The organism is Corynebacterium yonathiae (assembly GCF_027570195.1).
Lineage (GTDB): Bacteria > Actinomycetota > Actinomycetes > Mycobacteriales > Mycobacteriaceae > Corynebacterium > Corynebacterium yonathiae.
Genome location: NZ_JAKMUZ010000005.1, coordinates 46,808 through 73,651 on the forward strand (window position 1 = coordinate 46,808; position 26,844 = coordinate 73,651).

The window sequence follows — 26,844 nt, forward strand, 5'->3', positions numbered from 1 at the left end:
ATTTTCTCTTGTGCGGGGTTGCGCGGGGAAATAGATTGTGATTTGTGAACGCGCTAGATACTTACCTCGCAGCCATGGCCCCCGGGATGGACATCGTCCTCGGGTGCGCAGGCATGTCCGAGGAGGATCTCTGCGCGCGGGGTGCCGCCGAAAGAACTGCCCATGAATTGGCTCTATTGAAAGAGGCATACTGCGGCACGACCAAGTTCACAGGGAAGCGCCGCCGCGCTATCGAAGGTGCTCAGCACAATGGACATTCCATCGTTGCACTATCCATGATCGAAAAGTATGCGCGAAAAATGCCCACGCTTTTCGACGCCTGGGTTCTCCGCGAACAGCTGTGCACCACCAAAGCCACAGCAGGCGCACTAGAAAAGCTGGCTCAGTCCAAAGTCCCGAAGAAAAGGCGCTCGGTGAAACCGGGCGTGCGCATTATCCGCCGTAAAGATGCTCCATGGACGCTTGCGATCGACGGCTCGTCCTCATTTATTGCGGACTTGCACGCAGCGGTAGAAAACCAGAATAAAAAGCCGCTAGATGTGGTGAAAGATACCTTCTTCGGGGGCGATAGCGCGCAACGAAGTACAGTGATAACAAATGTCATCGTGCGCTTGGAAGACTACGTACGCATCGTCAACGGTGACGGTGAGGAAATCACCTTACAGATGACAAACGGGGCGACGCTTACGGGTGCGCAGTACTTGCGTCGCACGCTCAAGGAGCATGGCCTCATTACCCTGGTAAGTCCTTTTGAAGGCGCGGTAAATCTGTATCGCACCGAGCGCTTCGCCAATGCCAAGCAGCGGTTGATGGCGGGCGCGGAAAATCCCGTGTGCCCATGGCCTCGGTGTGCCAAGCCTGCCGACCAATGCCAAATTCACCATTTGGACCCGTGGTCACACGGTGGATTGACCAATATCGCGAACTTATCCACAGCCTGCGCCTACCACAATGGCGCTAACGATGACGATCCCAATGCCCCACCGCTGCGCGGACGGCTTGCCCGAACGAATGGCGAGATTCGGTGGCAGCCACCTGATTGTTAAGGAAAAGATTGCGATAAAGGCGCCTCGTGCGCCTCATTCGCATGCCTCAAACCAAGACTTGTGGGCGCGGCACATTAACCCTCGCGGAAAACTTCGCGCAAGGCCTCTTGATCAGGGCGTACTGCTGCCTCGGATTTATCGGCACGGTGCTTATGCACCCAGTCCAAGATGAAGCAGACCAGCCCAAGGCCAGCGGCAGCGAATACGATATAAAGCGACCAATCTGCCCCCGAAATCACAAAATTCACCAAGGCCACGAATGCCACGAGGGCGAGAACTAAAGCGGCAACGAGCACAGCGGTTCCTCTCATTAGGGCGGGTTAAGGCACAACGGTCAAAAACAACAATAGCGCCCCCACCGCAGTGGCGGGGGCGCTAAGAGGAACGGGGTGGCTTAGTTATTGCCAGCCTCACCGTTCGGCGCGGCGGTGCCGCGGGTAGCCAGCTCTTCCAGCTGAGACTCGAGCAGAGTCTTCAGACGAGTGCGGTACTCACGCTCAAAGGTACGCAGCTCGGAAATGCGAGCCTCCAGTGCGGTCTGCTGCTGCTTGACCGTGTTCATAACCTCGGTGTGCTTGCGCTCAGCATCGGCCTGCAGGGAAGCAGCCTTCTCTTCTGCCTGACGGATCTGGGCTTCGGCACGGGAGGAAGCATCAGACTCGGTCTGCTTTGCCTTAGCCTCGGCGTCAGACACCAGCTTCTTGGAGCGGGAATCTGCGTCCTGCAGCTGGGCATCGTACTTCTTCTGGGCGTCGGCAAGCTGAGCCTTGGAACGAGAGTCTGCGTCGGTCAGCTGCTTTTCTGCGGCAGTGCGTGCCTCGGACAGCATGGACTCGGACTCCGCACGGGCCTCGGAGGTCAGGCGATCTGCCATCTCCTGCGCCAGACCCAGAACGCGGGCGGCCTGCATGTGGGTTTCCGGAGTAGCCAGGCCATCGGCGGTCTGAGCCGCGCCAGCGCCCGCAATACCTGCGGCCGCAACGCCGGCCTTGGAGGAACCAGCTGCGGAAGCGGACTTCTTCAGCTCGTCGTTTTCCTTCTTGGAAGCCTCGAGGTCCTTCTTTGCCTGTGCTGCTTCTGCGCGTGCCGCCTCGGCATCCTTCTTTGCCTGAGCGGCCTCGTCGCGGGCCGCCTTCAAGTCTGCCGAGGAGGAAGCAGCAGAACCGCTCTCCTGAGCCTTGGAAACCTCAGCCTGGGCTGCCTTAACCTGCTCCTGAGCCTTCTTGGTTTCTTCCTTAGCGCGGGAAAGCTCAGACTTGGAGTCTGCCAGCTTGGTTTCGTACTCAGCACGCAGCTTGGATTCGATTTCCTTACGCAGTGCAGCCTCGTCAGTGCGGGCGGAAGCTGCGGTCGCGGTACCAGCGGCGGCCCCCGCACCCGACTTAACCTGAGAATTCAGGTCACTAACCTGTGCCTGCAGGTCCTCGTTCTCGTCCTGCAGCTGGGCAAGGGCATCCTCTACGAGATCGAGGAACTGATCCACCTCGTCTTCGTTGTAGCCGCGCTTGCCAATCGGCGGCTTGCTGAACGCGACGTTGTGTACATCAGCTGGTGACAGTGGCATGTCTTCTCTTCCCCTTCAGGTTGGTACAACCCCGGAGGTTCCAGGGCCTTAGGAGCTGCGGTTCAGGTCTAACTAAACCTTCCCCACAAAGGTACATGTGGTTCATAATACGGGTTATCGCGATTTATCGTAACCAAACGCCCACAATAATCGACGCCCCGTCGAGTCTCAACGTTTACCACAGGTTTCATGGCGACGGGGGTGCTAAGTCAGAAACACCATCCGCAGGATCATCGTGAGTATCGAGAGCAAGACGAATAGTACGAGGACCGAAACGTCGAGGGCTACGCCACCCATCTGCAGCGGCGGGATCAAGCGCCGCAACGCCTTGACCGGCGGATCCGTAATTACGAACAAGGGCTCCGCTACGACCATAAACCAGCGGGGCGGATTGAATTGCCGCGAGAAGGACTGGATCATCTCGATCACGATGCGGGCGATGAGCACCCACGTATAAATCCGCACGAGCAGGATAAGAATAATTCCGAGTTGTGTCACAATTGTTGAGCCTATCGAATAAACCCCCGCAGGTACCCAATCGGCACCCCACGGGGGTCAAGAAATACCAGCTGCTTTAGCGCAAGCCTGCGGCGCGCTCGAGCTCGTGCTTAGCGATGTCCGCTGACTTCGGCACGATGGAAAAGACCTTACGCTCGGTGTCTAGCCCCTTGGTGAGGTTGAGCATGCGACCTTCAAGGCCGAAGCAAAGGCCCGCGGCGAAGTCGATGAAGCGCTTAGCTGTGGCCTTTTCGGCGTCGGTAAGCTCGAAGACCACAGCGTCGCCGTCACGGAAGGGCTCGCCCACCTTGGCAGCATCATTAAAAGACGTCAGTGAGATGGCCACGATGGTCGGAACGAACTCCTCTTGTGCCGGAGCTGGCTCAAAGGACTGCGGGGTGCGGCGGCGAGCATAGGCCGAGGAGCTGTTTTCGGAGTAACGAGGCTCTTCGTTGTAGTAAGCATCGTCCTCTTCGATATCCATCGGGCCCAGCCCGAAGAAATCCTTCGTCTTATCAATGAATGACATTTTTGGGTCTCCCTCTGACCTAAATTTGTACAAGTCCAAACGCGTAAAATGTGTCTAGTGTGACTCATGTGATTTACGCTGTGAAATGCGCTTTTGCAATATTTTTTAACCTACTGGTCGCGGTCCCATGATACTGGTTCCGACACGCACGATATCGCTGCCCGCAGCAATTGCTTCTGCCATATCCGCACTCATTCCAGCAGACAATTTCAGCGCTCGCCCCAACTCGTCCGATAGGCGATCTACCGTCTGACGAACACTCTGGAATACTTCAGCTGCATCGGCATCAAGCGGCGGAACTACCATGAGGCCGGCAAGATCCAGCTGCTGCGAATCCTCTACCGCCTCCACGAGCTCATCGAGCGCTTCGGCTGGAACACCGCCGCGAGCGCCATCGCCGTCAGCGGAAACTTGGATAAAGACCGGCAAATTAGTTTCGCGCTCTCCCCGATCCTTGGCTAAGGCAACGCCTCGCTCCAATGCATGGGCGAGTTTTAGGGAATCGAGCGAATGAACACTGGCCGCCCATCGGGCTACATGATTGGCCTTCTTGGTCTGGATCTGACCGATCATGTGGAAGCGTAGTTGCGGCAGCTCGGCGGCCTTGGCGCGGGCCTCTTGCTCCCGGTTCTCGGCAACGTCTGTAACCCCTAATTCCGCCAATAGAGCGATATCCGCGGCTGGGTGAAACTTCGTCACTGGGAGCAATTGCGGAGGCTTGCATCCCGACTCCGCTGCTAGTTGCTCAATCTGGGCGCGGGTAGCCGCTAGGTTTTCTTGTAGCTGTACTTTTCTTTCGCTCATTACTGTGCCTCCAACCAAATTAGTCCAGCCTGACGGCCGGTGGTGCCTTCGCGGCGGTAGGAAAAGAATTCTTCATCCTGAATGGTGCAGCGTGGGTCGGATTCAATCGCCGTAATGCCCAGGCCCATCAGCTGGCGAATGAGTCCTGCGCGAACGTCGATGCCCCACGTGCCCCTCGATGTTCGAGTCTTAGAGCCCGGCAGCCGGAATTCTACGTCGTTGGCCATCTCTTCTGGCACCTCATAATTCTTTCCGGAGGCTGCCGGCCCCATGACCGCCTGAATGCGTTCGGACTGCGCGCCCAGCTTCTGCATTTCCCGCACGGTATTGACAACGATGCCATTGCGGGCACCTAAGCGGCCGGCGTGGACTGCGGCGATGACGCCAGCAGCGACGTCGACAAGCAGCACTGGCGTGCAATCCGCAACCAGAACGGCCAAGCCAAGGCGGCGCTGAGTGGTAACCAATGCGTCAGTGGCCGGCACGGGTTCATCCTGCGGACCATCAATAACCGTGACTGTATTGGTGTGCAATTGCTCCATCCACACAATATCTTCCAGCCCGGTCACGCGCTTGAGGCGAGCACGGTTAGCGGCTACCGAGGCGGGGTCATCGCCGACGTGGTGTCCCAAGTTAAAAGAATCATATGGAATATCAGACGCCCCGCCGGCACGGCTGGTAAAAACCATGCGGACGGGGCGTTTGGTGCGATGTTCCTCGTTTACTGGCATGCACACCAGCGTAGCGCTTTGCGTTTAGCGCATGAAGGAAGGCACATCCAGATCATCATCGCCGTCATCATCGCGGCGCTGGGACGGACGGGACAAGCGGTAGTCATCGCGGCGCTCGTCGCGGGAAAAACGATCGGAGTTGGTAAATAGTCCGCTGGATTCTGGTCGACGCTCCTCAGCCGGGCGCTCTGTGGTAAAACGCTCCCGCTCCTGGCCAGCGCGCGGCTCATAGGAATGGCGTGGGGAGTAGTCATCCTGAACCGGCTGGGCAGCAGAAGGCTGCGCGGGAGCCGGGGTGACTGGCTCTGCGGCTGCGCGCTCGCGATTATCGAAGAGCGAGCCCGGCTTGCGCTGCTGGCCCTGCGGCTGTTCCTCTGCAGCGGCTTGGGCCATATTTGCTTCAGCGTCAAAGCCAGTGGCAATAATGGTGATGCGAATCTCATCACCCATGGTGTCATCGATGATGGTACCGAAAATGAGGTTAACGTCCTCATCGGCACGCTCTTCGACCATGGAGGCCGCAGCATTGACCTCGTGCAGCCCCAAGTCGGAGCCGCCGGCAATAGACAGCAACACGCCTTTGGCACCTTCCATCGTAGATTCCAGCAGCGGCGAATTGATTGCCTGCTCGGCAGCGGTCATGGCACGGTTATCTCCGCGCGCGAAACCAATTCCCATCAGCGCAGAACCGGCATCAGACATGACGGAGCGGACGTCTGCGAAGTCAACGTTGATCATGCCCGGGATAGTGATCAAGTTGGTAATACCTTGGACACCATTGTGCAGCACCTCGTCGGCGGCGCGGAAGGCCTCAACTATGGAGAGCTCTTCCCCACCGAGCTGCATCAGTCGGTCATTCGGGATGACGATGAGGGTATCGCAGACCTCACGCAGTTCCTCGATACCAGCCATGGCCTGGCGGGTACGGCGAGCGCCTTCGAACTTGAAGGGGCGGGTGACAACGCCGACAGTCAAAGCGCCCATCTTCTTCGCGATGGATGCCACGACTGGGGCGGCGCCGGTGCCGGTGCCACCACCCTCGCCGGCAGTCACGAAGACCATATCGGAGCCTTGGAGGGCATCTTCAATCTCGGACTTGTGGTCTTCTGCGGAGGTCTTGCCCACCTCTGGGTTAGCGCCGGCGCCAAGACCGCGGGTGGCCTCGCGGCCGATGTCGAGCTTGGTATCGGCATCGGAGAAGATGAGGGCCTGAGAGTCAGTGTTGATGGCGACGAACTGAACGCCCTTGAGGCCTTCTTCGATCATGCGGTTAACGGCGTTGACGCCGCCACCACCGACGCCGACGACCTTGATATCCGCGAGGTTGTTATTGGAAGAGATCATGTGAGTTGGTCTCACCTTTCGCTACTTTAAGTCTGCACGTGCATTAAACGAGGAATGTAAAGCGGCCCGCCGAAGGCGAATCGCGTTCCCCTCCATCTTTAACGACAGCCGTGTAATTTTCACGCACATTTTGCGCGTGTCGAGACCCTCAAGTTCCACTTTAGGGTTTCTCACCTGCGGTTTTACTAGTCACACCCGTACCATCTGCCCCATGTTGCAAGCAGAAAAATGGGCCCGTGCAGCGCACGCGCATAAGCCTAGCTGCCGGGCCCAAAGTCGGGATAAAAACACGCGCGGGGGCACCCGTCGCCCTATCCGCGGGTAGTAACCAACTCAGGGTTGGAAATATTCCATTCGCGGCCTTCCATCTTCAACACGGTTTCAAAAGCATGTGCTTTGTCCTCGTTATTAGAATCGCCTGCTCCCCAGAAAACGCGGCGGCCGTCTTTAGTGGTGAAAGTCAGTGAGTATTCGTCGGCGACTTCCAGCTTCGCTACCTGATTGCGTACGTCTTCAGATAGCACTGCAATAGCGCGCACGGCGTCTTGAGTTTGGGGGGAGCCGCTATCAACAGAACCTGTGACCTCAACCGCACCGGCGGGTGGCTCCGCAGAGGTAAATTCTTCGCCCTTATCGTCGATCAGGAACGGCTTATTATCACGCTTTACAAAGGCGACAGCCTTGTGCTCGGATACGTTGAAGGTCAAGGTCGAAGGAAAATCGCGTGAGACGGTTACCGAATCGACCCAGTCCAGCCCAGCAACGCCGGCGGCTGCCTCGCGGGTGTTGACACGCAACAGGTTTTCGCCCTCGGGGACCCCGGAGGCTTCTTCTACCTGCGCAGGATCGAGCTGGTGGAGACCCTCAACCTGGAAATTGCGCACCTTCAGGATTGGCACTGTCCACACCACTGCGGTAATGATTACGGCTACAGCGACAACCGCTGCGATGACTCCGGCGATAAACTTTGAGGATACGCGCACTAGCTCGCTCGCAGTTCGTCGAGGATTTCTGCGGCCACCATGGTTACCGAGCCAGCACCGATGGTCAGTACAACGTCACTAGGCTCTACCAGAGATACGACGTCGCCAGCAGCGGCGGAAAAGTCCGGCTCGAAAATGACCTGCATATCGCTGGGCATCTTATCGGTAATGATGCGGGAGGTAATTCCCTCCACGGGTTGTTCACGCGCGCCGTAGATGTCGAGTACAACGGCGGCGTCGGCAAGCGAGAGTGCGTGGGCAAACTCGGCGTCAAATTCCATGGTGCGCGAGTACAGGTGCGGCTGGAAACAGGCAATAACGCGCCCGCCGTGGCCTTCTGCCTCAACCTTGGCGCGGGCAGCGCGCAGCACTGCCTCCACCTCAGTGGGATGGTGGGCATAATCATCAAAGACGCGCACAGGCTTGCCCTGCTTATCGACGCTCCCCCGGTACTCAAAGCGCCGGCGCACACCGCTAAAATCAGTCAATCCCTCAGCGATGGCAGCCGGGGCTCCGCCCGAGAGCACGCCCGCAATCAATGCGCCCATGGAATTTAGCACCATATGGTGTCCTGGGATTTGCAGCTCATAGCGCACAGTCTCAGAAACGCCAGGAAGATTAATTGTGACGGTAGTGTCCATGCCCTCTGCGGTGGTCTTTTCACTCACCAGCTCTGCGGCTAGCGGCACGGTGGAGGTAAAAGACGTCTCCGCCGAGCCATAAGCCACGACGTTGATGCCGCGCTGTAGCGCACGCTCGCCAGCGTGGGCGGCGTGCTCATCCTCGGCGCAGACAACCAAGTAGCCGGTATCCGGGGTGACCAAGTCAGCAAAGTCATCAAAGACTTGGAAATAGGCTTCTTCGCTGTGGAAGAAATCGAGGTGATCGGGCTCGACGGTGGTCAGCACCGCAATATCAGGGCTATAGCGCAGCAAGGAGGCATCGGATTCATCTGCCTCGGCAACGAAGGCCTCACCGGTGCCACTGTGGGCATTGGTACCTGCGCGATTGAGCTGGCCGCCAATGGCAAAGGAAGGATCAAGACCCGCGTGTTGCATGGCACTCACGGTCATCGACGTAGTGGAGGTTTTGCCGTGCGTGCCGGCCAGCAGCACCTGCTTGTAGCCTTCCATCAAGGCGGCGAGCAGATCGGAGCGGCGAATGACTGGAATATCGTTTTCTTTCGCGGCTACTAACTCTGGATTGTCCTGCGGAATAGCGGCGAAGGAAGTAACCACCACAGTGGGCAGATCACCTGCAAGGCGCAGGTTATCTGCGGCATGGCCGATGGCAACCTTGGCGCCCATGGTGCGCAATACCTCGACTGGGGTGGAGTCTTTTACATCGGAGCCGGTAACCACCGCGCCGCGAGCCGCGAGGATTCGCGCCAGACCCGACATGCCGGAACCGCCAATGCCGATGAGGTGCACACGACGAAGATCGTAAAGTGCGGGGTCGGTCATTTACTTATCCTCCTTTATGGCAGAATTCTCCGCCTCGGATACGCGGGCGGCAATGCGGTCTGCAATGGTATTGGCAACGTCCCCGGCGCTGGCATGGGCGGCGGCATGCGTCATCGATTCGAGACGCTGGGGGCTATCGAGAATGCTGCGCACCTCAGAGATAAGGCGCTCCGAGGTCAGTTCCGCATCGGGAATCTGGATGGCGGCGCCCGCCTCAACCACTTCACGGGAATTCAGTGCTTGCTCACCGTTGCCGTGGGGCAGCGGCACGTAAACGGCTGGCAAGCCTGCGGCGGATACCTCGGCAACGGTCATAGCACCAGAGCGGCACACGACGAGATCCGCTACCGCCAGAGCAGAGCCCATGTCCTCGATATATGGCAGTGCGGCGTAATTGGTGTGTTCTGCGGGAGGGTCATTCTTCTTGCCATAGGCGTGCAGGAGCTGGAAGTCTTGGGTTAAATCCTCTACCGCCCCAGCTACCGCGCGGTTAATGCTGGCCGCGCCTTGGGAACCGCCGGTAATAAGGATGGTGGGAAGCTCGGCCAGGTCCCACTTAGTCCGCGCCTCCGCAGCGAGGGTGCCATCTGGGTCCTCCGCCAAGCTCGGACGCACGGGAATGCCGACGACCTCACCCGGCATGCCGGAGTCCGGATGAGCGTTCAGGCCGATGCCGCCCATCTTCACGCCCAGCTTATTGGCGATTCCAGCTAGGGCATTTGTCTCCAGTACGTAGAACGGAATCCCGAGGGAACGCGCAGCAATATAGGCCGGTCCAGCCACGTAACCGCCGGTACCAAAGACAACATCCGCCTCAACGTCCTTGAGCACCTGCTTAGCCTGCCCCACCGCGCGGGAGAGGTTAAACGGCAGCTTGAAAAGCTGCGCGTTGACCTTGCGCGGAATCGGCACTGGGGTAATCAGCCTAAGGTCCACGCCGCGGGCGGGAATAATATCGCGCTCGAGGCCCTTTTCGGTTCCGAGAGCAGTGAGGCGTGCGCCGTGGCGCTCGCGCAAAGCTTCGCCCACGGCGAGGGCTGGTTCAATGTGTCCGGCGGTGCCGCCACCTGCGATGACGACGGAAATAGGCGTGGAATTCATAGCCTAAAGGCTACCAGCGCCCCCTAGCGATAGCGGCGCTCGGCGCGCGGATAGCGGCGGCCGCTTCCAGTTACGGAACGGCCGAAACGCTCTTCACGCGCGCGGGACCGTGGCTGCTGCGGGCGAGCATGGCGGCCCTGCTGCTTCTTTTTCTGCTTGGGCAGCGGCTGCGGCTCACCGATGAAAAGGAGGCGGTCGAAGAGCGGTCGCCCAAAGTTCTGCATGGCGGAAATCTGCATCGGCTCGTGCCGCGCCACGTTACATAGGATGCCCATCGAACCAATGGTGATGATCGCCGCAGTACCGCCGGCGGAGATCATGGGCAGCTGAATACCGGTCACCGGCAGCAGGCCAACGACGTAGCCAATATTAACGAAGGCTTGCGTGACCACACCGATGGTAAGCGTAGCGGCCAGCAGAGATTGAAACTGGTTCTGCGCGCGCATAGCGGTGCGCAGGCCCACATAACCCAAGGCGGCAAACAGCACGATAACGAGCGCGCCGCCCCACCAGCCAAGTTCCTCACCCACGATGGCGAAAATAAAGTCATTCTTCGCCTCCGGCAGGTAGAACCACTTGGCACGGGATTGGCCGATGCCTACGCCCCAGAAGCCGCCGTCGGCGAGCGAGAGAAAGCCCTGATAGGACTGGAAACCCGTGCCCTGGGTATCGGAGATATTGCCCACCAAGGCATCAAAATAAGTGTGGAAGCGGTTGGAACGGAAACCGCCGGAGAGGAAGATAAATGCCAAGCCGCCCACCGCTGCGACGCCGATGGTCGCCGGGACTCGCCAGTCGACGCCCGCGAAAATGAGAGTAAAGACCACCACAAGAGCGAAGGACAAAGCCATACCCAAGTCGCCCTGCCAAACGATGAGCAAGAACATCACGCCGGCAATGAGGGAGTACATCATGAAGGGATCGGTAATCTTCATGGATTTGTGCTCTTTATCCGCCAACACGGTTGCGCCGAACATGCCTACGGCGACGCGCGCAAGCTCCGAAGGCTGCAGGGAGAATGGGCCAAGGTAAATCCAGGACTGCGAACCTACCTCTTCGCGGCCGGTGCCTACACCAGGGATCAACACGGCGATGAGCAAAATAATGGAGAGACCCACAATCCACGGCACGCATTTGCGCAGGGTATGCGGCGAGACCTTAAGGCCGAACCAGAAGGCAACGAGGCCTAAAAAGACCATCACACACTGCCGCAATGCCTGGTTCCATACGCCGCCGTCCTCGGTCAAGGAGGTAGCCATAGAGGAGGAAAAGACCATGAGCACGCCGATGCCCACGAGAAAGAAGATAATAAAGCGCAACAGCTGGTAATCCAGGCCGGCCTGCTGGCAGGCTTGCTCGCGCAGCTCGCGAACGCGATCGCCGAAGCTCTTGGAGCGCGGGCGCTGCTGGGAGGTTGCCGTCATGTGTTCTCCTGATCCTTAATTCTCTAGCTCTATTTGCGGGGTAAGCTCCCGCGCGGCCGCGGCGAAGAAATCACCGCGTTGAGCCATGCCGGTATACATATCCAACGATGCCGCAGCCGGCGCCAAAAGAACGGTATCCCCGGCTTCGGCGTGTTGCAGTGCAGCCCGCACCGCAGCGTTCATGGCCGCGGACGGCTCACTACTTTCAATGACGTCTACAGGCGCATGTGGTGCATGCTCGGCTAGGGCGTGGGCAATCTCTTCCCTATCCACGCCCATGACCACCGCGGCTTTGATCTGGGCGGCGTGCTTGGCGACGAGCCCGTCTACCTCCGCGCCTTTCAATTGCCCACCGGCAACCCATACGACGGAGTTGAGTCCCTTGAGTGCCGCATCCGCCGCGTGTGGGTTGGTGGCCTTGGAATTATCGATGAAGGTAATGCCGGCATGCTCATGCACTACCGCGCCGCGGTGTCCGGCGACGGTGTACGCTGCCAGCCCCTGTGCTATGGACTGCGGGGTCGCGCCCGCGAGACGCGCGACGCTCGCCGCGGCCGCAGCGTCCAAGACACCAGCCAACCCGGCAGGCTCGATGCCTTCAGCGGAGGCGAGGTCCTCACGCTCCTGGGTGAGTCGGGAGATGAGGCGGCCGGCACTCACGCCAACTTCGCCCTGCGCGGGCTCGGCGGCGGTAAAGCCGTACAGGTCTGCGGTGCCTGCGGCGTAGCCCACCGCTGCGGCATCGTCTTTGCCCACGACGGCGGCCTGGCCGCCGAGGACCTTGGCTTTGTCCTGCGCATAGGCGTCGAACGAGCCGTGCCAATCTAAATGATCCTCGGCCAAGTTCAACAGCACGCCTACATCCGGGCGCAACTGGCTAGACCAGTGCAGCTGAAAAGAGGAAAGCTCGGCGCAAAGGACGTCAACGCGAGGGGTGGCCGTGAGGGCGTCGAAAAGCGAAACGCCAATATTGCCTACCGCCAGGGCGCGCTTGCCGGTGCGCGCGGCATCGGCCTGCATGATTTTTGCCAGCATGCCAGTCGTGGTGGTCTTGCCATTGGTTCCGGTGACCACCAGCCAGGTGCGCGGCGCACCGAAGACGCCGGATCGGTCCAAGCGATAGGCCAGCTCCACATCGCCGATCACCTCTACCCCAGCGTTCTGAAAGGCAAGCAATAAAGGCGAGTCAGGGCGCCAGCCGGGCGAGGTAACCACGAGGTCAAACTCACTCTGGGCGGCGGAGTCAACGGGAAGCGTAGCTACGCCGTAGTCCTCCGCTAACGCCTCTAGAGCGGCTTGGTTGGAATCTGCCACGGTCGTATCCACGCCGAGGCTGGTGAGCATAGCGACGCAACCGCGCCCGGATACTCCCGCCCCAGCCACGAGCACGCGCCCGCGCAACGAGGCTGGCAACTCGGTCATCTATTTTCCTCTTTCCTCGATAAAGCTAGAAGGCGTGAGTCTTAAGAACTAAAGCCGACCGCGGACAACCAGTCACCGTAAAAGATGCATACGCCGGCAATAGCGGCCATGGCGCTAAGCAACCAGAAGCGGGTAACCACGGCGGTTTCTGCCCAGCCACCGTTTTCAAAGTGGTGGTGGATGGGCGCCATGCGGAAAAAGCGCTTGCCGGTGCTGCGGAAGACGATGATCTGGATAACTACGGAGACCGTCTCAATAACAAAGATGGCGCCGATGATAATCATGAGCAGCTCCGTGCGAGTGGTCACGGACAGGCCGGCCACGAGGCCGCCCAGGGCGAGCGAGCCAGTATCACCCATAAAGATCTTCGCCGGTGCGGCGTTCCACCACAAAAAGCCCAAGCACCCGCCCAAGCCAGCTGCAGCCAGCACAGCGAGATCGAGAGGGTCACGGACCTCATAGCACCCCGCCGCAGGCGACACGGCGCAAGAGTTGCGGAACTGCCAGAAGGAAATGAGTGCGTAGGCGCCCATGACCATCGCGGTGGTGCCGGCGGCCAGGCCGTCGAGGCCGTCGGTGAGGTTTACCGCGTTCGACCACGCAGCAATGAGCAGATAGAGAAAGACCAAAAAGACGATGGTGCCAATGACTGCGCTGCCCACAGCGATATCAAAGGTGTCAAAATCGCGGACGAAGGAAAGATTGGTCGAAGCTGGGGTCAAGCCATGTGCATCTGGGAACTGTAGCGCCAAAATGCCAAAGATAAGCGCGACGGCCAACTGGCCGACCAGCTTGGCAGTCTTATTCAAGCCAAGGTTGCGCTTTTTGAAAAGCTTAATGAAGTCATCGGCAAAGCCCAGGCCACCGAGGCCCATGGTAAGGAAGTAGACCAAGAGACCGGAGGGGCTAAAACCACCATTGCCGGTCAGGCGGGCGTAGATGCCCACCACGAGGTAGGCCACAGTGATGGCGAGCAAAATCGCCAGTCCGCCCATGGTGGGGGTGCCGCGCTTGCGCAGGTGCAACTGCGGCCCGTCCTCGCGAATTTCCTGCCCCTTGCCCACGCCAGAAAAGTAGCGGACCAACATGGGAGTGGTAAAGATCGCGACGAGGAAGCTGAGGATACCCGCGATAATGATCTGAGTCATTGCTAGAGGTCTTTCTCCTTGTACTGAGGACTAACGGCGATTGAGCTGTTCTGCCACGCGCCACAGGCGCTGGGCATTCGACGACTTGATGAGGACTACATCTTTGGCTTCGCGCCCTGCCCAATCTTCGATGCCGGCAGGCGCTGCCCTAAGGATGTCTTCCACCGCCGCCGCGGCGGCGTCAACATCCGGGCTGATAGTAGTATTTATACCCCGCGCCTGTGCGGCCTCGGCCATGGCCCTCATATTCTCGTTCTCTCCCACGGCCACGAGGTGCTCAACGTGGTACTTGGAAAGGACCTCACCCAATGCGCGGTGAGCTGCTACCGCTTCGCCGCCGAGCTCGCCCATTTCCCCGAGTACGGCGATGGCGCGCGCGTCGGGACGGGCGGCTGAGGTATAGGCCAGCGCGGCAATCGCCGCGTGCATGGAATCGGGGTTGGCGTTATACGAGTCATCGATGGTGGTAACGCCATCGCGACGGGTGCGCACGTCCATGCGGTGTTCCGAGGCATTCTGATGGCCGGAAAGCGCATTGGCCACCACCTGCGGAGCCATCCCTGATTCAATGGCTGCCGCGGCTGCTGCTAGGGCGTTAGAGACTTGGTGCTTGCCAAAAACCTGCAGTTTTACCGGAAGCGGGTCAGTCCCCGGCGCATGCAGCACAAATGAGGGGCGGGCTACATCATCGAGCTGGATATCGCTGGCGTAGTACTGGGCGTCGGAAGCCGGAGGCGTAGTAGCCGAGTAGTACACCACCCTGGCCGAGGTGCGCGGTGCCATGCCCGCGACGAAGGGATCATCGGCATTGAGTACTGCGACGCCGCCTTCGGCGGCCGAAGGCAGGGCCTCCACCAGCTCGCCTTTGGCTTTGGCAATGTTTTCGCGCGAGCCGAACTCGCCCAGGTGAGCGGTGCCGACGTTGAGTACAATGCCGACGGTGGGAGCGGTAATGGTGGTCAAGTGGCGGATATGGCCGATGCCGCGGGCCGACATTTCAGCAACGAGGAAACGGGTGTGTTCATCGCAGCGCAGCGCTGTGTATGGCAGGCCCACCTCATTATTGAAAGAGCCAGGAGGGGCGACGGTATCACCCTCTGCGCGGAAAATTGTGGCCAGCAGGTCCTTGGTGGAGGTTTTTCCGGCTGAGCCCGTCACCCCGACGATATCTAGGCCTTGTTCGGCGGTCAGGCGGCGGGTAACTTCCCGCGCGATATCGGATAGCGCCTGCACCACCGCGGCGGCAGAGCCATCCTCGTCATGGGCATAGATATCCGCGTTGGCAGCATCGCCAGTAATGCGGCCCTGGGGCTTGACGACGACCGCCGGAACTCCCACCGGCCGCGCAGCCAGCACCGCTACAGCGCCTTGTTCGATAGCCTTTTCTGCAAAATCATGGCCATCCACGCGGGCGCCGGGAAGGGCAAGGAAGAGCCCTCCCTTAGTCACCTTGCGGGAATCAAACTCGATAACCCCGGTAACGCGCTGGTCCGGGTCGGCCACGCAATCAAGGCTGCCGCCGGTGATCTCGGCTATATCGGCAAGAGAAAGTGGAATCATGTCTACTCCTTCGCATCCCCAAGGCTATCGCGGTGCAAGTTTCCGGCCAGCTTTTCCTCGATGGCGCGGGCCATCTCCTCGCGGTCATCAAAGTGCAAGGTCTTTCCGTTAATAAGCTGCCCCACTTCGTGGCCTTTGCCGACGACGATGACGGCATCCCCCGGCCCAGCCCAATCGACGACCTCATCGATGGCACGGGCACGAGAGCCTACCTCGCGGATATCGCCCTGCGGAGCAGCTTTACGAGCGCCCTCCATGACCGCAGCGCGAATAGCGGCGGGATCTTCTGAGCGCGGATTGTCATCGGTAACCACTGTGAGGTCAGCGCGGCCGGCTGCGGCTGCGCCCATGATGGGACGTTTGGAGCTATCACGGTCACCGCCGGCGCCGACGACGATGCCGACCCGGCCCTTGGTCCCCTCTAGCTGGCCGCGCAGGGTGTCGAGCACCGCGGCGATGGCTGCTGGCTTATGGGCGTAGTCCACCACGGCCACAAAGTCTTGGCCCCGGTCAATACGCTCCATACGGCCGGGAACGGCGACCTTTTCTACACCTGAGAGGAACTCCGCCGGATCCTCTCCTATAGCTGCGGCCATGCCCAATGCTAAGCAAGCATTGGCGATATTGAACTCGCCAGGCAGCGGCAGCCGGAAGGTGAAATCGGCACCGTCGTAGTTCAAGGCTACCTCTTGGGCGCCGGTGGCTTCGGTAGCGGTTTGGTGTGCGGAAATCGTGGCTGCAGTCCCCTGAGTGGCCACCGTGGTCACGGAATGACCGGCGCTTTTGGCGACGCCGCGCATGCGCTCGCCCCACTCATCATCGATGCAGATAACTGCACGCTCGGCGGCCTGCTCCCCGGCAAAAAGCTTCGCCTTGGCCTGGAAGTAGTCCTCCATAGTGGGGTGAAAGTCCAGATGGTCCTGGCTTAAGTTAGTAAACCCGCCTACAGCAAACCGAGTTCCGCGCACGCGTCCCAACTCCAGCGCATGCGAGGACACCTCCATGACAACGTGGGTAACGCCCTCGTTTTTCATGCGTGCGAATAGCTCTTGCAGGGTCGGTGCCTCGGGAGTCGTCAGCGAGGTAGGCACCGGGGTGCGGTTAATACGAGTGCCGGTGGTTCCGATAAGGCCCACGGAATGTCCGGCATGCAATAGCCCGGCCTCGAGCAGGTAGCTCGTCGTGGTCTTGCCCGAAGTGCCGGTCACACCGATGACCGTCAGGTCGCGGGTGGGGTGGCCATAAATCTCCGCGGAGATCGGGCCCAGCACGGCCCGAGTGTCTTCTACCACCAGGATGGGACGGGTTTCCTTGGCCTCGAGAAGCAGGTCGAGCCCGGCGGCGTCGGTAAGCACGGCCGCGGCCTGGGTATCACGGGCGAATTGCGCTCCGTGTACCCGCGTGCCCGGCAAAGCCGCAAAGAGGGCGCCTTCCGGCAACCGGGAAGAATCCAGCCCGCATGCGGAGACTTCCACGGAGGCATCACCAATGATGCGCCCGCCAGAAAGCTGGGCGAGAGTATCCAAAGAAACGGTCATACTAAGCTCCTATTGTGCCCGCAGGGTCAACCGCGGCGCTGGTTTCGAAGTCGGAATATTGTCTCGGTTCAGCAGCCAAGAGGCGATGTCTCGGAAAATCGGGGCTGCCGATTGGCCGCCACCCCCATTGTCCTCCACGCCGGACTTCGGCTCATCCAACATGACGGCAACGACAAAGCGCGGATCATCAGCCGGGGCGATGCCAGCGAAGGTAATCCAATAAGCGGAATTCGAATACGCCCCGGTATCCGGATCAACCTTCTGAGCTGTACCGGTCTTGCCGGAAAGCTGATAGCCCTTGATCTGCGCATTGGCAGCCGTGCCATTTTGCAGGCCGGCATCATCATCTTGGAAGACGGCACGAAACATATCCACCGTGGTCTTAGCGGTCTCCGGGCTTACCACCTGTGTCTTTTCCGGATCCTCTAGCTTTTCTTCCTTGCCATCTGGTCCCTTCACCGAGTCAACGATACGCGGCTCGATGCGCTCGCCACCATTGGCCAAGGCTTGATAGACGCTCGCCATCTGCAAAGTAGTCCAGGACTGGCCCTGACCAATGGGCAGGTTGGCAAAAGTACCGCCGGACCATTGCTCCAAATCTGGGATGCTGCCGGCCGACTCGTTTGGCAGCTCCACGCCGGTGGTGTTGCCCAAACCAAATTTCTGCAGGTAGTCCGCGTACTTTTCCTGGCCCAGCTTATCGGCAATCATCAAGGTGCCCACGTTGGAGGACTTACCAAAAATACCGGTGGTGGTATATGGCTCGGTGCCGTGTTCCCAGGCGTCATTAACCGTCACGCCGGCCATATCGATGGACCCCGGAACTTGGTGTACCTCGTCCGGGGTGGTTACGCCCTCCTGCAAGGCAGCAGCCGCGGTAACTACCTTGGCCACTGAGCCTGGCTCATATGGGTGGGAGACGCTGCGGTTTTCAAAGTCTTTGCCCTCATCGAGCTGATCCTCAATATTTTTATTGGGATCCACGGTGTCGGTATTGGCCATGGCGAGGACTTGTCCGGTTGCGGCATCGAGGACCACAGCTTCTGCGCCAGAGGCCTTGGAATTGGTCTTCGCCTTTTCCAGCTTCTGCTGCACGTAGGTCTGCAGGTCTAAGTCCAAAGTAAGGGTGACATCACGGCCGTCAACGGTATCAACAACGTCTCGCAGGGTGCCCGGAATAACCTGCCCATCAGCAGAAACATCCTCAGTGGACTGACCATCGATGCCGGTCAGTTCCGTATCGCGGGCAGCTTCGAATCCGAACTGGCCGTGGCCGTCCATTGACACCTTGCCTACGACGTTTTCACCAATAGCACCGTTGGGATATTGGCGGATGTCTTGGCGGTCTGCAGCCACGCCGTGATACTTATTGGCAATCTCTACGGCTACATCCGGATCGACGTTGCGCACCAGCACCTCGTACTGGGTATCGGCCTTCAACTTATTTAAAATGTCGTCCTTTTCCACCTTGGAGGTGGAGGCTCCGGAATCCTCAATCATCTTAGGGATCCCCTCAGACATGTCTTTGAGGGTATCTTCCATTTTCTTGGTGAGAAAGCTGTCAAGCTTCTTGTCATCCATGCCCTCTGTCGAGCCATCATTCTGGGCCTCGATTTCGGCCTTATCCTTCAGCTCATCGCGCAGGCGGGTAGGAGAAACAGTCAAGGAGCGAGACTTCATCGTATACGCCAAGCGCTGGCCATCGCGGTCTAGAATCTCTCCCCTGCGGGCTGGCTCAATATAGACACGTTCGCGCTGGGTTACTGCCTTGGCGGAAAGATCTGGGCCCCAAACAAGCTGCACCCAAGCCAAGCGGCCGGCGAGGACAACCATTGCTACAAGCACCACGGATACGATGATGCGCAGACGTTTGCGCATCATTTTCTTTTGCGGCACCGTGGAGCTGGTAGAGCGGCGCGGGCGGCGCCTAGCCTTACTTGGCGTAGTCACAGTCCAATGTCACCTTCCCTATTTCCGCCACATTTTCTTGCGTGTATTGATTGTGCCCTACAAAAGTGAGAATGCCCGCGCCACCACGCACGAGCATCAGCATTTTCACCGAATATTCTTCCTTAGCTACTCGGCGCGGCTGGCATATGGCGCACGCGCGGGAAGGTTGGGGCGCGCATTGTCCTGAGCGGCACCCGCATCCGCATTGTCCGCCTCACGACTCGAGTTTCGGTCCCCTGCGTCGCCACCGCGACTGGTGCGCTGCTGGCCTTGCGGCACCGCATTCAAAGAGTCCGACATTCCCTCAGTATCCTTCGGGTCACTCGATGCCTGGCCCGGACGGATTGGCTCGCCATTGACGTCAATGAGCTTTTCCGTCTCCGGGGTGCCTTCGCGCTTGTCGACGATCTTTCCATCGGCGCCGACTTCCGCAATTCCCGGCTGCTTGGGAATGGCCATGCCCATTTCATCCGCGCGGCGTGCGATATCCGCAGAGGAGCTGAGGTTCTCGGCATCGCGGTTGAGAGTCTCAATCTGGTTATCCAGTTGGGAATCCTGCACGGTGAGCTGCTGAATGGCAAAGGTTTGTTTGGTAGACAGGCCAGACAGCCACATTGCTAGGACAACGCCGGCAATGAGCAGCGTAAAAACAATAACAGCCAGACGGGTAAAGAGTCCGTTCTTTTTCGTCTGCGGCTGTAGCTGACGACCACGGAAGCTAACGACCTGCTTTGAGCCTAGACGCTTGGTGCTACGGTGCGGCACCCGAGTGCGACTCGGGGCGCGTTTGGTACTAGGACGCTCGCGTAGCGCAGTCGGGGCTCCGTTATCGATTCCGGTGGTGAAGTCTCGGCTGGCGCCCATGGTGCGAGTGGCCTCTCTGTCGCGGCTGTCAGTCTTTAGGTTGTTTCGGCGTGGGATCGTGCTCATGACCTGCCTCCCGGCGGTAAGAATTCTGGCATCCCCTCGAGTCTTTCGACGGCACGAACACGCACCGACGCGGCACGGGAGTTTTCCGCGATTTCCTCTTCGGAAGCCTTTTCTGCCCCGCGCGTGACAATCTTGAACTTAGGCGCGGTACCAGGAAGATCCATCGGCAGACCGGCTGGCGTCTTGGAGGTAGTCATTTCTTTGAAGGCTGCCTTTACGATGCGGTCTTCCAAGGATTGGTAGCTCATAAATACTGCTCGGCCACCTACCGTAAGTGCCTGGCTAATGACCGGCAGGACATTTTCAATGGCTTCCAACTCGCGATTGACCTCCACGCGCAGCGCCTGAAAGGTCCGCTTGGCGGGGTGCCCACCGGTACGGCGAGTAGCAGCGGGAATGACATCATAAAGCAGCTCAACCAGCCGCGCGGAGTTAGCGAAAGGTTCCTTATCGCGCTCCTTTAGTACCGCCGACGCAATTTTTCCTGCGAAACGCTCATCACCATAGTTTTTGAGGATCCGAGCCAAGTCGCCATGCGAGTAGGTATTGAGCACATCCGCCGCGGTAATTCCGTGCGAGGGATCCATGCGCATATCTAGCGGCGCATCCGTCTTATAAGCGAAACCGCGATCTGCTTGATCGAGCTGCATGGAAGAAACGCCAAGATCAAAAAGCGCGCCAGCAATACCAGAGCTGCGAGCTACATCGAAGATGTCACCCTCACTTTCCCCGATGGCGCTGCCCAACTCATCAAAGCGGGCATTGATCCCTAAAAAGCGATCCCCATAGGGAGCAAGACGTTCGGTGGCATTGCTCAGCGCCTGCTTGTCGCGATCAACGCCAATAACCCGGACATTAGGGAAAGATTCTAAGAAGTAGCGGGTATGGCCGCCGGCGCCCAACGTGGCATCGACAAGCACTGCCTTATCCCCCGCCGCTTCTACTCGAGGGCGCAAGAGATCAGCCATGCGCTCGCGCATGACCGGTACGTGGCCGTGATTACCCGCCACGTCATAGTTTAGGTCTTTAGTAGCCATGTCTCCCCGCAACCCCCTTTCTCATATTCCCGGACTCCCAGTGGCGGAAAGCATGCGAGTGCGTATAGGGCCCTGTCCGAGGCAGGTTTCTGATATCGGGGAAGTACACCAGAATCATCCGCCTCGGACAGAGTCCTTACACGCACTCTTGTGCAGACTTAGAGCAAGCCTGCCAGTACGTCATCGGCATCCGCTGCCGAGTAAGCATCTTCAGTTTGCGACTGGTACTCAGCCCATGCGGCTGCATCCCAAATTTCGAGAAAGTCCACTGAGCCAACCACTACGCACTCTTTGGACAAGTTCGCATATTCCCGATGCCCCGCGGACAACGTGATACGCCCATGCCCATCTGGCCGCTGTTCGTCCGCACTTGCTGCCAAGTTACGAATGAAAGCACGCGCTTCTGGGTTGGTTCGAGAAACCGCCGCAGCCTTCCGTGCGCGTGCCGCAAATTCCTCCCGCGGGTACACGGCCAGCGAGTGGTCCTGCCCCTTGGTGACCATGAGGCCACCCGCGAGTTCATCACGAAACTTTGCCGGAAGCGTAAGACGTCCTTTGTCATCGAGCTTCGGAGTGTAGGTTCCGAGAAACATCCCGGCGTCCACCTTCCTTACTCGAAAACTCCGGATTCTCTTACTTCAGAATCGAGACCCTTTGGCCCTTCTTTCCTCCGCTGCGCCCCACTCTACCCCACTTTCCCCCACCGAACCCATTTAAATCGGCGTGTTTCCCAGAACAATTCCGATTACCCGCAGCTAGACAGCAGTTTTTCCAGTGGGAAGAAATCCCCAAAAAGACCTTGACACCCCGATACAACTACCCCTCCCGCCCCACCCACACCACCAACATAAAGTGTCCCGCTGCCCTCACCAACCCCATATCCTGTGTTATCGAGGCCTTTTACTCCGACCCACGGGTCAGGCACCCCATGGCCGCCCAATTAGTTCTTCCCCAGTGGGGCAAAGTGGGAAATTTTGTAAAGGCATAAAAAATCCCCCGGTCGGCCCTTAACGAGACCGTCCGGGGTGAACTAGATAGAAATGGCGCTAACGCCCCTCAAAGCGGCGGCGGAAATTTTCTTCTAATCTGCCACTAACCCCACCACTGTGGGAAGAGGACTTCTTTGCACGGGCACTGGAATACTGATTCCGTACCGAATGGCCAGAGCCATCACCACGCAACATCCACACACCAGCGGCAAACATGACCAAAAAGCCAGCAATGGAAAGCACAATAAACCAAAGGCTTTGCTGTGCGAGGGCAACGCCGCCGATGAGCATGCATAGGCCAACGACGATTAGCGCTATACCTCGCAGGGTTACCGCACCGCCGGAGCCACCGAAAGACGTAGGCTCAGAAACGGAAGCGCCAAACTTAGGATCGTCAGCAAGTAACGATTCCTCAATTTCACGGAGCGTACGCTGCTCCTGCTCAGAAAGAGACACTGTTCCTCCAACTACGGATTGGGCTTCGGGCGGTAATAGTTCTACATATACTAACGCCCAGAATAATCAGTATGTTCCCCAAAAGGTAGTGAGCGCCCCCACGCAGTGACTATGCAGCAAAAGAGCCAAAAGTGGTCTCCGCCTCACTTTCATCCAAAAACTGTGCGGCGAGCTGCATGAGATCAAAGACAAACTCTTCACTCGGCACTTCATCCAAGCCCGACGCTACGCGTGCGCGGGTACGGGAATAGCCCTTAAAAGATTCAGCCCACCGCTTATCTTCCACACCAACAAGCGCTAGCCTGTCCCACGCGCTAGAGGGAAGACGGCGACGACGAGCCGCCGCAGATGCTGCTACTCGCGCCCCAGCGGTACGCAGGGCCGATTGGTATGCCACCTCTAAAGCTTGATCAAACCGCCCCTCGGCCGCATAACCGCGCGCAGCATCTAATAATTCTCGCGCCTGATAGAGAAACCGGGCACGCTTGCTACCTTCACGACCAAGGGAATGGGTACGCGTTGCCGAAATAATCTGTGCCATTGCAATTGTCCTTAACTCAGTAAATAACGTCGATGAACTGCCCCTGACGCTAATGAGGCCATTGGACACCTCGCCCCTAATGGTAGTTCACATGTTCGAGTAGATCAATAGTAAGCGCTGCACATAAGATTTCAACAGCTTTCTTGTTCGATCTATTATCACCTTTTCCGGCCTGCAGAGTGCACCCCACTTTTCCTCTACTGTGCACTTCTGGTGTCATAGATACTGTGAGCTTTGAAATTCGCCGCCTATCCCCGCCGGAATTCTCCCTGCTGGTCCCACAGCTGGTGGAAATCTATATCGAAGCAATGAACTACAATCCGACCATCTTGCATAGCCGCATTGCTGGCTGGCGCAATGACCTGGTACGGGCCGGATTCGACGCTCAGATTGCCATTCATCACAACGAGATCGTTGGCGTGGCCTACGGGTTTTTAGGTTCGCCCGATAGCTGGTGGGATGCCGAGCTTCGCCGTGGCCTAAGACTGCAAGGCGGGCCCACCGAACAACAGTGGGAAATTTTACGCAGCTACTTTGAACTAGCGGAGATCCATGTCTTGCCGCAGTACCAGGGGCACGGCCTCGGCAGAAAGCTACTAGAAGCTTTATTGTGCAACGCCTCGGCGCGCTATGCCCTGCTGTCCACACCAGAAGTGCCGAACGAAGACAATGGTGCCTTCCGGCTCTACAGGTCCACCGGCTTCTTCGACGTTCTCCGGGGGCACCTCTACCCCGCTGACGCCCGGCCATTTGCCATTTTGGGCGCCGTGCTGCCGCTGTAAACCCCTGTTATTTCTTGCGCACCCTAGCCGGTATCGTGTGGGGTGTGACTATGCAGAATATTCCTGAGCTTGCGAACATCCCCGGTGCGGTGCGCGAAGAACTCGCCACCTTTCTCGATCAACGCCGAGAACAGGTTGCTGAAATTGGCGCCCCAGTAACCAAAGCCGTGAGCTTTTTGGAATCCTTCGTGTTGGATGGTGGCAAGCGAGTCCGCCCCACCTATGCCTGGGCGGGCTACCTCGCTGCAGGTCGCGGAGAGGAAGAGCCCGCGGCCATGCTGCGTGCGGCCGCCTCTCTGGAATTCATCCAGGCCTGCGCACTAATCCACGATGACATTATCGATGCTTCTAATACCCGGCGCGGCAATCCTACGGTGCACCGGGGCGTCGAAAAGCTGCACCGCGAATCGGATTACCTGGGCGATCCAGAATTCTTTGGTACCTCCGTGGCAATCCTGGTAGGCGATTTAGCGCTCGTGTTTGCGGAGGACATGTTCCAGGACTCTGGTTTAAGTGCGGCCGCTTTGCACCGTGCCCGCAACGCGTGGCGTGGCATGCGCACTGAAGTCATTGGCGGGCAACTTTTGGATATCTCTTTGGAGGCAGCAGGTTCCGAATCGGTAAAGCTCGCCAATTCCGTCAACCGCTATAAAACGGCTGCTTATACCATTGAGCGTCCTTTGCACCTTGGGGCATCCATCGCCGGGGCGAGCGAGGAACTCATCACTGCCTTTCGCAGCTACGGGCGTGATATTGGCATTGCCTACCAGCTGCGCGACGATCAATTGGGCGTCTTTGGTGATCCCGCAATAACCGGCAAACCGGCTGGTGATGATTTGCGCGAGGGCAAGCGCACCGAGCTTTTGGCGTTAGCGCTTCGGCGTGCGGATGAATCTAATCCCCAGGCCGCTGCCACTTTGCGCAAGCTCGTCGGCCGCACCTCTGATCCCCAAGAGCTATCGCGGTTGGCACAAATCATTGCTGACTCCGGCGCACCGGAAGAGATTGAACGGCGCATCGAGTCCTTGACGCAATCCGGCCTGCGCCACCTGCGCGCTGCACGAGTAGATCCCGCGGTGACCGAAACCCTCGAGCAATTGGCTATCAAGGCCACCGCTCGCCGCAAGTAGGTTTTCCCGTGGCAAAGACGTACTCTTTTCCCATTCCGCGCGCGTTGCCGCTGGGGCTATCGGCCTCCTGTATTTTGCTGCTCGCGTCCTTTTCGGGTGGCGCGACCCGCAACCGCGGAGGGCTCCTCGAGGCCCTCAATATTGGTTTCTTGTCCTACGGGCACGGGCGCAACCTTGGTCTCGCGCTGTACTGGGTGGGAATTTTCCTCTTAGCCGCAGCGTGGGTGCTCGCTGGGCGCAGCATCATTCGCCCGCAGCTTAAAGCTCCCCGCCCTGAGGGCGGCTTGCACGACATTCAGCGCATCCTCATAGCCTGGGTTGCTCCTCTGTTATTGGCTGGACCTCTGGCTTCCCGCGACGTCTATTCCTATCTGATGCAGGGCGCGATGGTTCGCGATGGCTTCGATCCTTATAGCGAAGGAGCCGCCGTAAACCCGGGCCCCTTCCTCCTCGAGGTATCACAGGATTGGCGCAACACCACCACTCCTTATGGCCCGCTTCATCTGTGGATAGGAGAATTAGTTACCCGCTTGGTGGGCGATAACGTCACCGCCGGTGTGGTGGTCTACAAAGTTCTCTCCCTACTGGGCTTTATCGCCATCGCTTGGTCAATTCCCCGCATCGCCCGGAAGCTCAGCGCGGATCCCGCGGTAGCGCTGTGGCTCGGCGTAGCTAACCCAGTTATCATCTTGCATCTCATCGGCGGTATGCATAATGAATCGCTCATGGTAGGCCTTGTATCTATCGGCTTGTTAGCAGCTTTACATAAGCGCTTCCACGCTGCCCTCATCCTCGTGGGCACTGCCGTGGCAATGAAGGCCACTGCGGTCATTGCCGCACCGTTTATCGTGTGGATGATGCTCCACCACTACGCACAAAAGGGCACTGGTAAGTGGCGTTTACTTGCCATCTTCGTTGTATCCGGCATCGTCGCGGTGGCAGAGATTATCGTGGCGGTAGCCCTCATCACTTGGGTTTCCGGCACGTCTTGGGGCTGGTTATCGCAAGTCAGCGGAAACTCCAAGGTGATTAATCCGCTGGCCGGTCCAACCTTGGCCACCGATGTCATCTTCCCTGCCGTACAGATCTTTATGCCGGATGCATCCTATAACGCCATCCTTGCCGTTTTGCGCACAATCGCTATGGCGTGCATGTTCCTTGGCCTGGTAGCGGTGTGGTGGCTATGCCGCAAAGACGACCGCGATGCCATCATGGGCACCGCTGCCGCGTACCAAGTTGCTTTTGTCTTCAATGCCGTAACATTGCCGTGGTACTACGCGTCGATTTTTACCTTGATGGGCACTTTCCGCCCGCCGCTGTGGCTTATCAAGTTCACCACCGGCGTGGCTTTGTTTATTGGTGTTTCCTTCTCCGGCGATGGCAATCACCAGCTCTACAACTGGTTCTGGGTCATCGGCATGATCGTGGTGGCATGGTTTGCCACCCAGTGGATCTTTGAAGGCGTCGCTAAAAAGCGGCAGCCTGTGCCCGCCGAATAACCTCGCGGGCTAGGTGGCCATGCAGGGCATCGATCGGGCGGCCCGGAAGTGAGTCATCCTCAGTAAAGAGGTGTTTGAAAATCTCGGGGTCCTTATAACCGCCGTCCGTCAGCACAGTAATTGCCGCGGTCACGTGCTTTGCAATGACGCCCTTGTCATTGAAAAAAGCCAACGGCACGCGCTTTCCTTCCGGGGAATCCCAGGCAATGAACTTTCGGTCCTGCAGCAGGTCATAAGCGCGCGTAATGGGCAAGTCTAGCTTTTCTGCCACTTGCTGCATGCTGAGCAGTTCTTCTTTAGCGAGCAAGGAATCGAGGGATTTTTCTGCGTTAGTCACGTCCTCTACTTTAACGCGGGCTAGAAGATCAGCCATAC

At 58.7% G+C, this 26,844-nt stretch carries 26 protein-coding genes; 4 read left to right on the plus strand and 22 right to left on the minus strand.

From position 1 onward, the window contains the following. Positions 1–44 precede the first annotated feature (44 nt). A complete protein-coding gene (locus L8V22_RS03600; protein WP_238799425.1) occupies positions 45–1,046 on the plus strand; it encodes an HNH endonuclease signature motif containing protein in 1,002 nt (333 codons plus the stop codon). A gap of 74 nt (positions 1,047–1,120) precedes the next feature. Here L8V22_RS03600 and L8V22_RS03605 read toward each other — a convergent pair whose 3' ends face one another. The 21 genes from L8V22_RS03605 to L8V22_RS03705 all read right to left on the minus strand — a co-directional run bounded on the left by L8V22_RS03605 (position 1,121) and on the right by L8V22_RS03705 (position 23,058). Further along, positions 1,121–1,357, minus strand: coding sequence for a zinc-binding dehydrogenase (locus L8V22_RS03605; RefSeq protein ID WP_238799424.1), 237 nt, complete (start codon positions 1,355–1,357; stop codon positions 1,121–1,123). 83 nt (positions 1,358–1,440) lie between these two features. Further along, positions 1,441–2,610, minus strand: coding sequence for a DivIVA domain-containing protein (locus L8V22_RS03610; RefSeq protein ID WP_238799423.1), 1,170 nt, complete (start codon positions 2,608–2,610; stop codon positions 1,441–1,443). 204 nt (positions 2,611–2,814) lie between these two features. Continuing rightward, positions 2,815–3,108, minus strand: a complete 294-nt coding sequence (locus L8V22_RS03615) for a YggT family protein (protein WP_238799422.1) — start codon at positions 3,106–3,108, stop codon at positions 2,815–2,817. Between the two features lie 76 nt (positions 3,109–3,184). After that, on the minus strand, positions 3,185–3,637 hold the full coding sequence (locus L8V22_RS03620; RefSeq protein ID WP_238799421.1) for a cell division protein SepF: 453 nt from the start codon (positions 3,635–3,637) through the stop codon (positions 3,185–3,187). 105 nt (positions 3,638–3,742) lie between these two features. Then, positions 3,743–4,441: a YggS family pyridoxal phosphate-dependent enzyme gene (locus tag L8V22_RS03625; RefSeq protein ID WP_238799420.1), complete on the minus strand. Its 699-nt coding sequence runs from the start codon at positions 4,439–4,441 to the stop codon at positions 3,743–3,745. Further along, a complete protein-coding gene (gene pgeF / locus L8V22_RS03630) occupies positions 4,441–5,172 on the minus strand; it encodes a peptidoglycan editing factor PgeF (protein ID WP_238799419.1) in 732 nt (243 codons plus the stop codon). The genes L8V22_RS03625 and pgeF overlap by 1 nt, the downstream gene beginning before the upstream one ends. Positions 5,173–5,196: 24 nt before the next feature. Then, entirely contained in the window at positions 5,197–6,516 is a 1,320-nt protein-coding gene (ftsZ, locus tag L8V22_RS03635; RefSeq protein ID WP_238799418.1) for a cell division protein FtsZ, read from the minus strand. Between the two features lie 311 nt (positions 6,517–6,827). Then, the gene (locus L8V22_RS03640; RefSeq protein WP_238799417.1) at positions 6,828–7,499 is read right to left on the minus strand and encodes a cell division protein FtsQ/DivIB; all 672 of its coding nucleotides are present in this window, start codon (positions 7,497–7,499) and stop codon (positions 6,828–6,830) included. Next, positions 7,499–8,962 (minus strand): UDP-N-acetylmuramate--L-alanine ligase, encoded by a 1,464-nt coding sequence (gene murC, locus L8V22_RS03645; protein ID WP_238799416.1) that lies wholly within the window; start codon positions 8,960–8,962, stop codon positions 7,499–7,501. Before murC ends, L8V22_RS03640 begins: the two co-directional genes overlap by 1 nt. After that, complete coding sequence (murG, locus tag L8V22_RS03650) at positions 8,963–10,063, minus strand: undecaprenyldiphospho-muramoylpentapeptide beta-N-acetylglucosaminyltransferase (protein WP_238799415.1); 1,101 nt, start codon at positions 10,061–10,063, stop codon at positions 8,963–8,965. Positions 10,064–10,086: 23 nt separating this feature from the next. Continuing rightward, entirely contained in the window at positions 10,087–11,487 is a 1,401-nt protein-coding gene (locus L8V22_RS03655) for an FtsW/RodA/SpoVE family cell cycle protein (protein ID WP_269966398.1), read from the minus strand. A gap of 15 nt (positions 11,488–11,502) precedes the next feature. Then, positions 11,503–12,909 carry a UDP-N-acetylmuramoyl-L-alanine--D-glutamate ligase gene (gene murD / locus L8V22_RS03660; RefSeq protein ID WP_238799413.1) on the minus strand — a complete coding sequence of 469 codons (1,407 nt, stop codon included), beginning with the start codon at positions 12,907–12,909 and terminating at the stop codon, positions 11,503–11,505. Between the two features lie 41 nt (positions 12,910–12,950). Then, positions 12,951–14,057, minus strand: coding sequence for a phospho-N-acetylmuramoyl-pentapeptide-transferase (gene mraY / locus L8V22_RS03665; RefSeq protein ID WP_238799412.1), 1,107 nt, complete (start codon positions 14,055–14,057; stop codon positions 12,951–12,953). Positions 14,058–14,087: 30 nt separating this feature from the next. Continuing rightward, positions 14,088–15,617 (minus strand): UDP-N-acetylmuramoyl-tripeptide--D-alanyl-D-alanine ligase, encoded by a 1,530-nt coding sequence (locus tag L8V22_RS03670; RefSeq protein ID WP_238799411.1) that lies wholly within the window; start codon positions 15,615–15,617, stop codon positions 14,088–14,090. Between the two features lie 2 nt (positions 15,618–15,619). Next, on the minus strand, positions 15,620–17,155 hold the full coding sequence (locus tag L8V22_RS03675) for a UDP-N-acetylmuramoyl-L-alanyl-D-glutamate--2,6-diaminopimelate ligase (protein ID WP_238799410.1): 1,536 nt from the start codon (positions 17,153–17,155) through the stop codon (positions 15,620–15,622). Between the two features lie 9 nt (positions 17,156–17,164). Further along, positions 17,165–19,036, minus strand: a complete 1,872-nt coding sequence (locus L8V22_RS03680; protein WP_420839947.1) for a peptidoglycan D,D-transpeptidase FtsI family protein — start codon at positions 19,034–19,036, stop codon at positions 17,165–17,167. Positions 19,037–19,231: 195 nt separating this feature from the next. Further along, entirely contained in the window at positions 19,232–20,035 is an 804-nt protein-coding gene (gene ftsL, locus L8V22_RS03685) for a cell division protein FtsL (protein ID WP_238799409.1), read from the minus strand. Beyond that, the gene (rsmH, locus tag L8V22_RS03690; protein WP_238799408.1) at positions 20,032–21,072 is read right to left on the minus strand and encodes a 16S rRNA (cytosine(1402)-N(4))-methyltransferase RsmH; all 1,041 of its coding nucleotides are present in this window, start codon (positions 21,070–21,072) and stop codon (positions 20,032–20,034) included. The genes ftsL and rsmH overlap by 4 nt, the downstream gene beginning before the upstream one ends. A gap of 158 nt (positions 21,073–21,230) precedes the next feature. Beyond that, a complete protein-coding gene (gene mraZ, locus L8V22_RS03695; protein WP_005324499.1) occupies positions 21,231–21,665 on the minus strand; it encodes a division/cell wall cluster transcriptional repressor MraZ in 435 nt (144 codons plus the stop codon). A 453-nt stretch (positions 21,666–22,118) separates the two neighbouring features. Continuing rightward, positions 22,119–22,517: a DUF3040 domain-containing protein gene (locus L8V22_RS03700; protein ID WP_238799407.1), complete on the minus strand. Its 399-nt coding sequence runs from the start codon at positions 22,515–22,517 to the stop codon at positions 22,119–22,121. A gap of 109 nt (positions 22,518–22,626) precedes the next feature. Further along, entirely contained in the window at positions 22,627–23,058 is a 432-nt protein-coding gene (locus L8V22_RS03705) for an SAV_6107 family HEPN domain-containing protein (RefSeq protein WP_238799406.1), read from the minus strand. A 227-nt stretch (positions 23,059–23,285) separates the two neighbouring features. Between L8V22_RS03705 and L8V22_RS03710 the strand changes: the two genes are divergently transcribed. Genes L8V22_RS03710 through L8V22_RS03720 form a run of 3 tightly spaced genes read left to right on the plus strand, consistent with a single transcriptional unit; the run spans position 23,286 to position 26,469 of the window. Continuing rightward, positions 23,286–23,840, plus strand: a complete 555-nt coding sequence (locus L8V22_RS03710) for a GNAT family N-acetyltransferase (RefSeq protein ID WP_238799405.1) — start codon at positions 23,286–23,288, stop codon at positions 23,838–23,840. A 50-nt stretch (positions 23,841–23,890) separates the two neighbouring features. Further along, positions 23,891–24,970 carry a polyprenyl synthetase family protein gene (locus L8V22_RS03715; RefSeq protein WP_238800028.1) on the plus strand — a complete coding sequence of 360 codons (1,080 nt, stop codon included), beginning with the start codon at positions 23,891–23,893 and terminating at the stop codon, positions 24,968–24,970. 8 nt (positions 24,971–24,978) lie between these two features. Next, positions 24,979–26,469 carry an alpha-(1->6)-mannopyranosyltransferase A gene (locus tag L8V22_RS03720; RefSeq protein WP_269966399.1) on the plus strand — a complete coding sequence of 497 codons (1,491 nt, stop codon included), beginning with the start codon at positions 24,979–24,981 and terminating at the stop codon, positions 26,467–26,469. Here L8V22_RS03720 and L8V22_RS03725 read toward each other — a convergent pair. Next, on the minus strand, positions 26,438–26,842 hold the full coding sequence (locus tag L8V22_RS03725) for an Rv2175c family DNA-binding protein (RefSeq protein ID WP_238799403.1): 405 nt from the start codon (positions 26,840–26,842) through the stop codon (positions 26,438–26,440). The two genes, L8V22_RS03720 and L8V22_RS03725, sit on opposite strands and share 32 nt — an antisense overlap. Positions 26,843–26,844 lie beyond the last annotated feature (2 nt).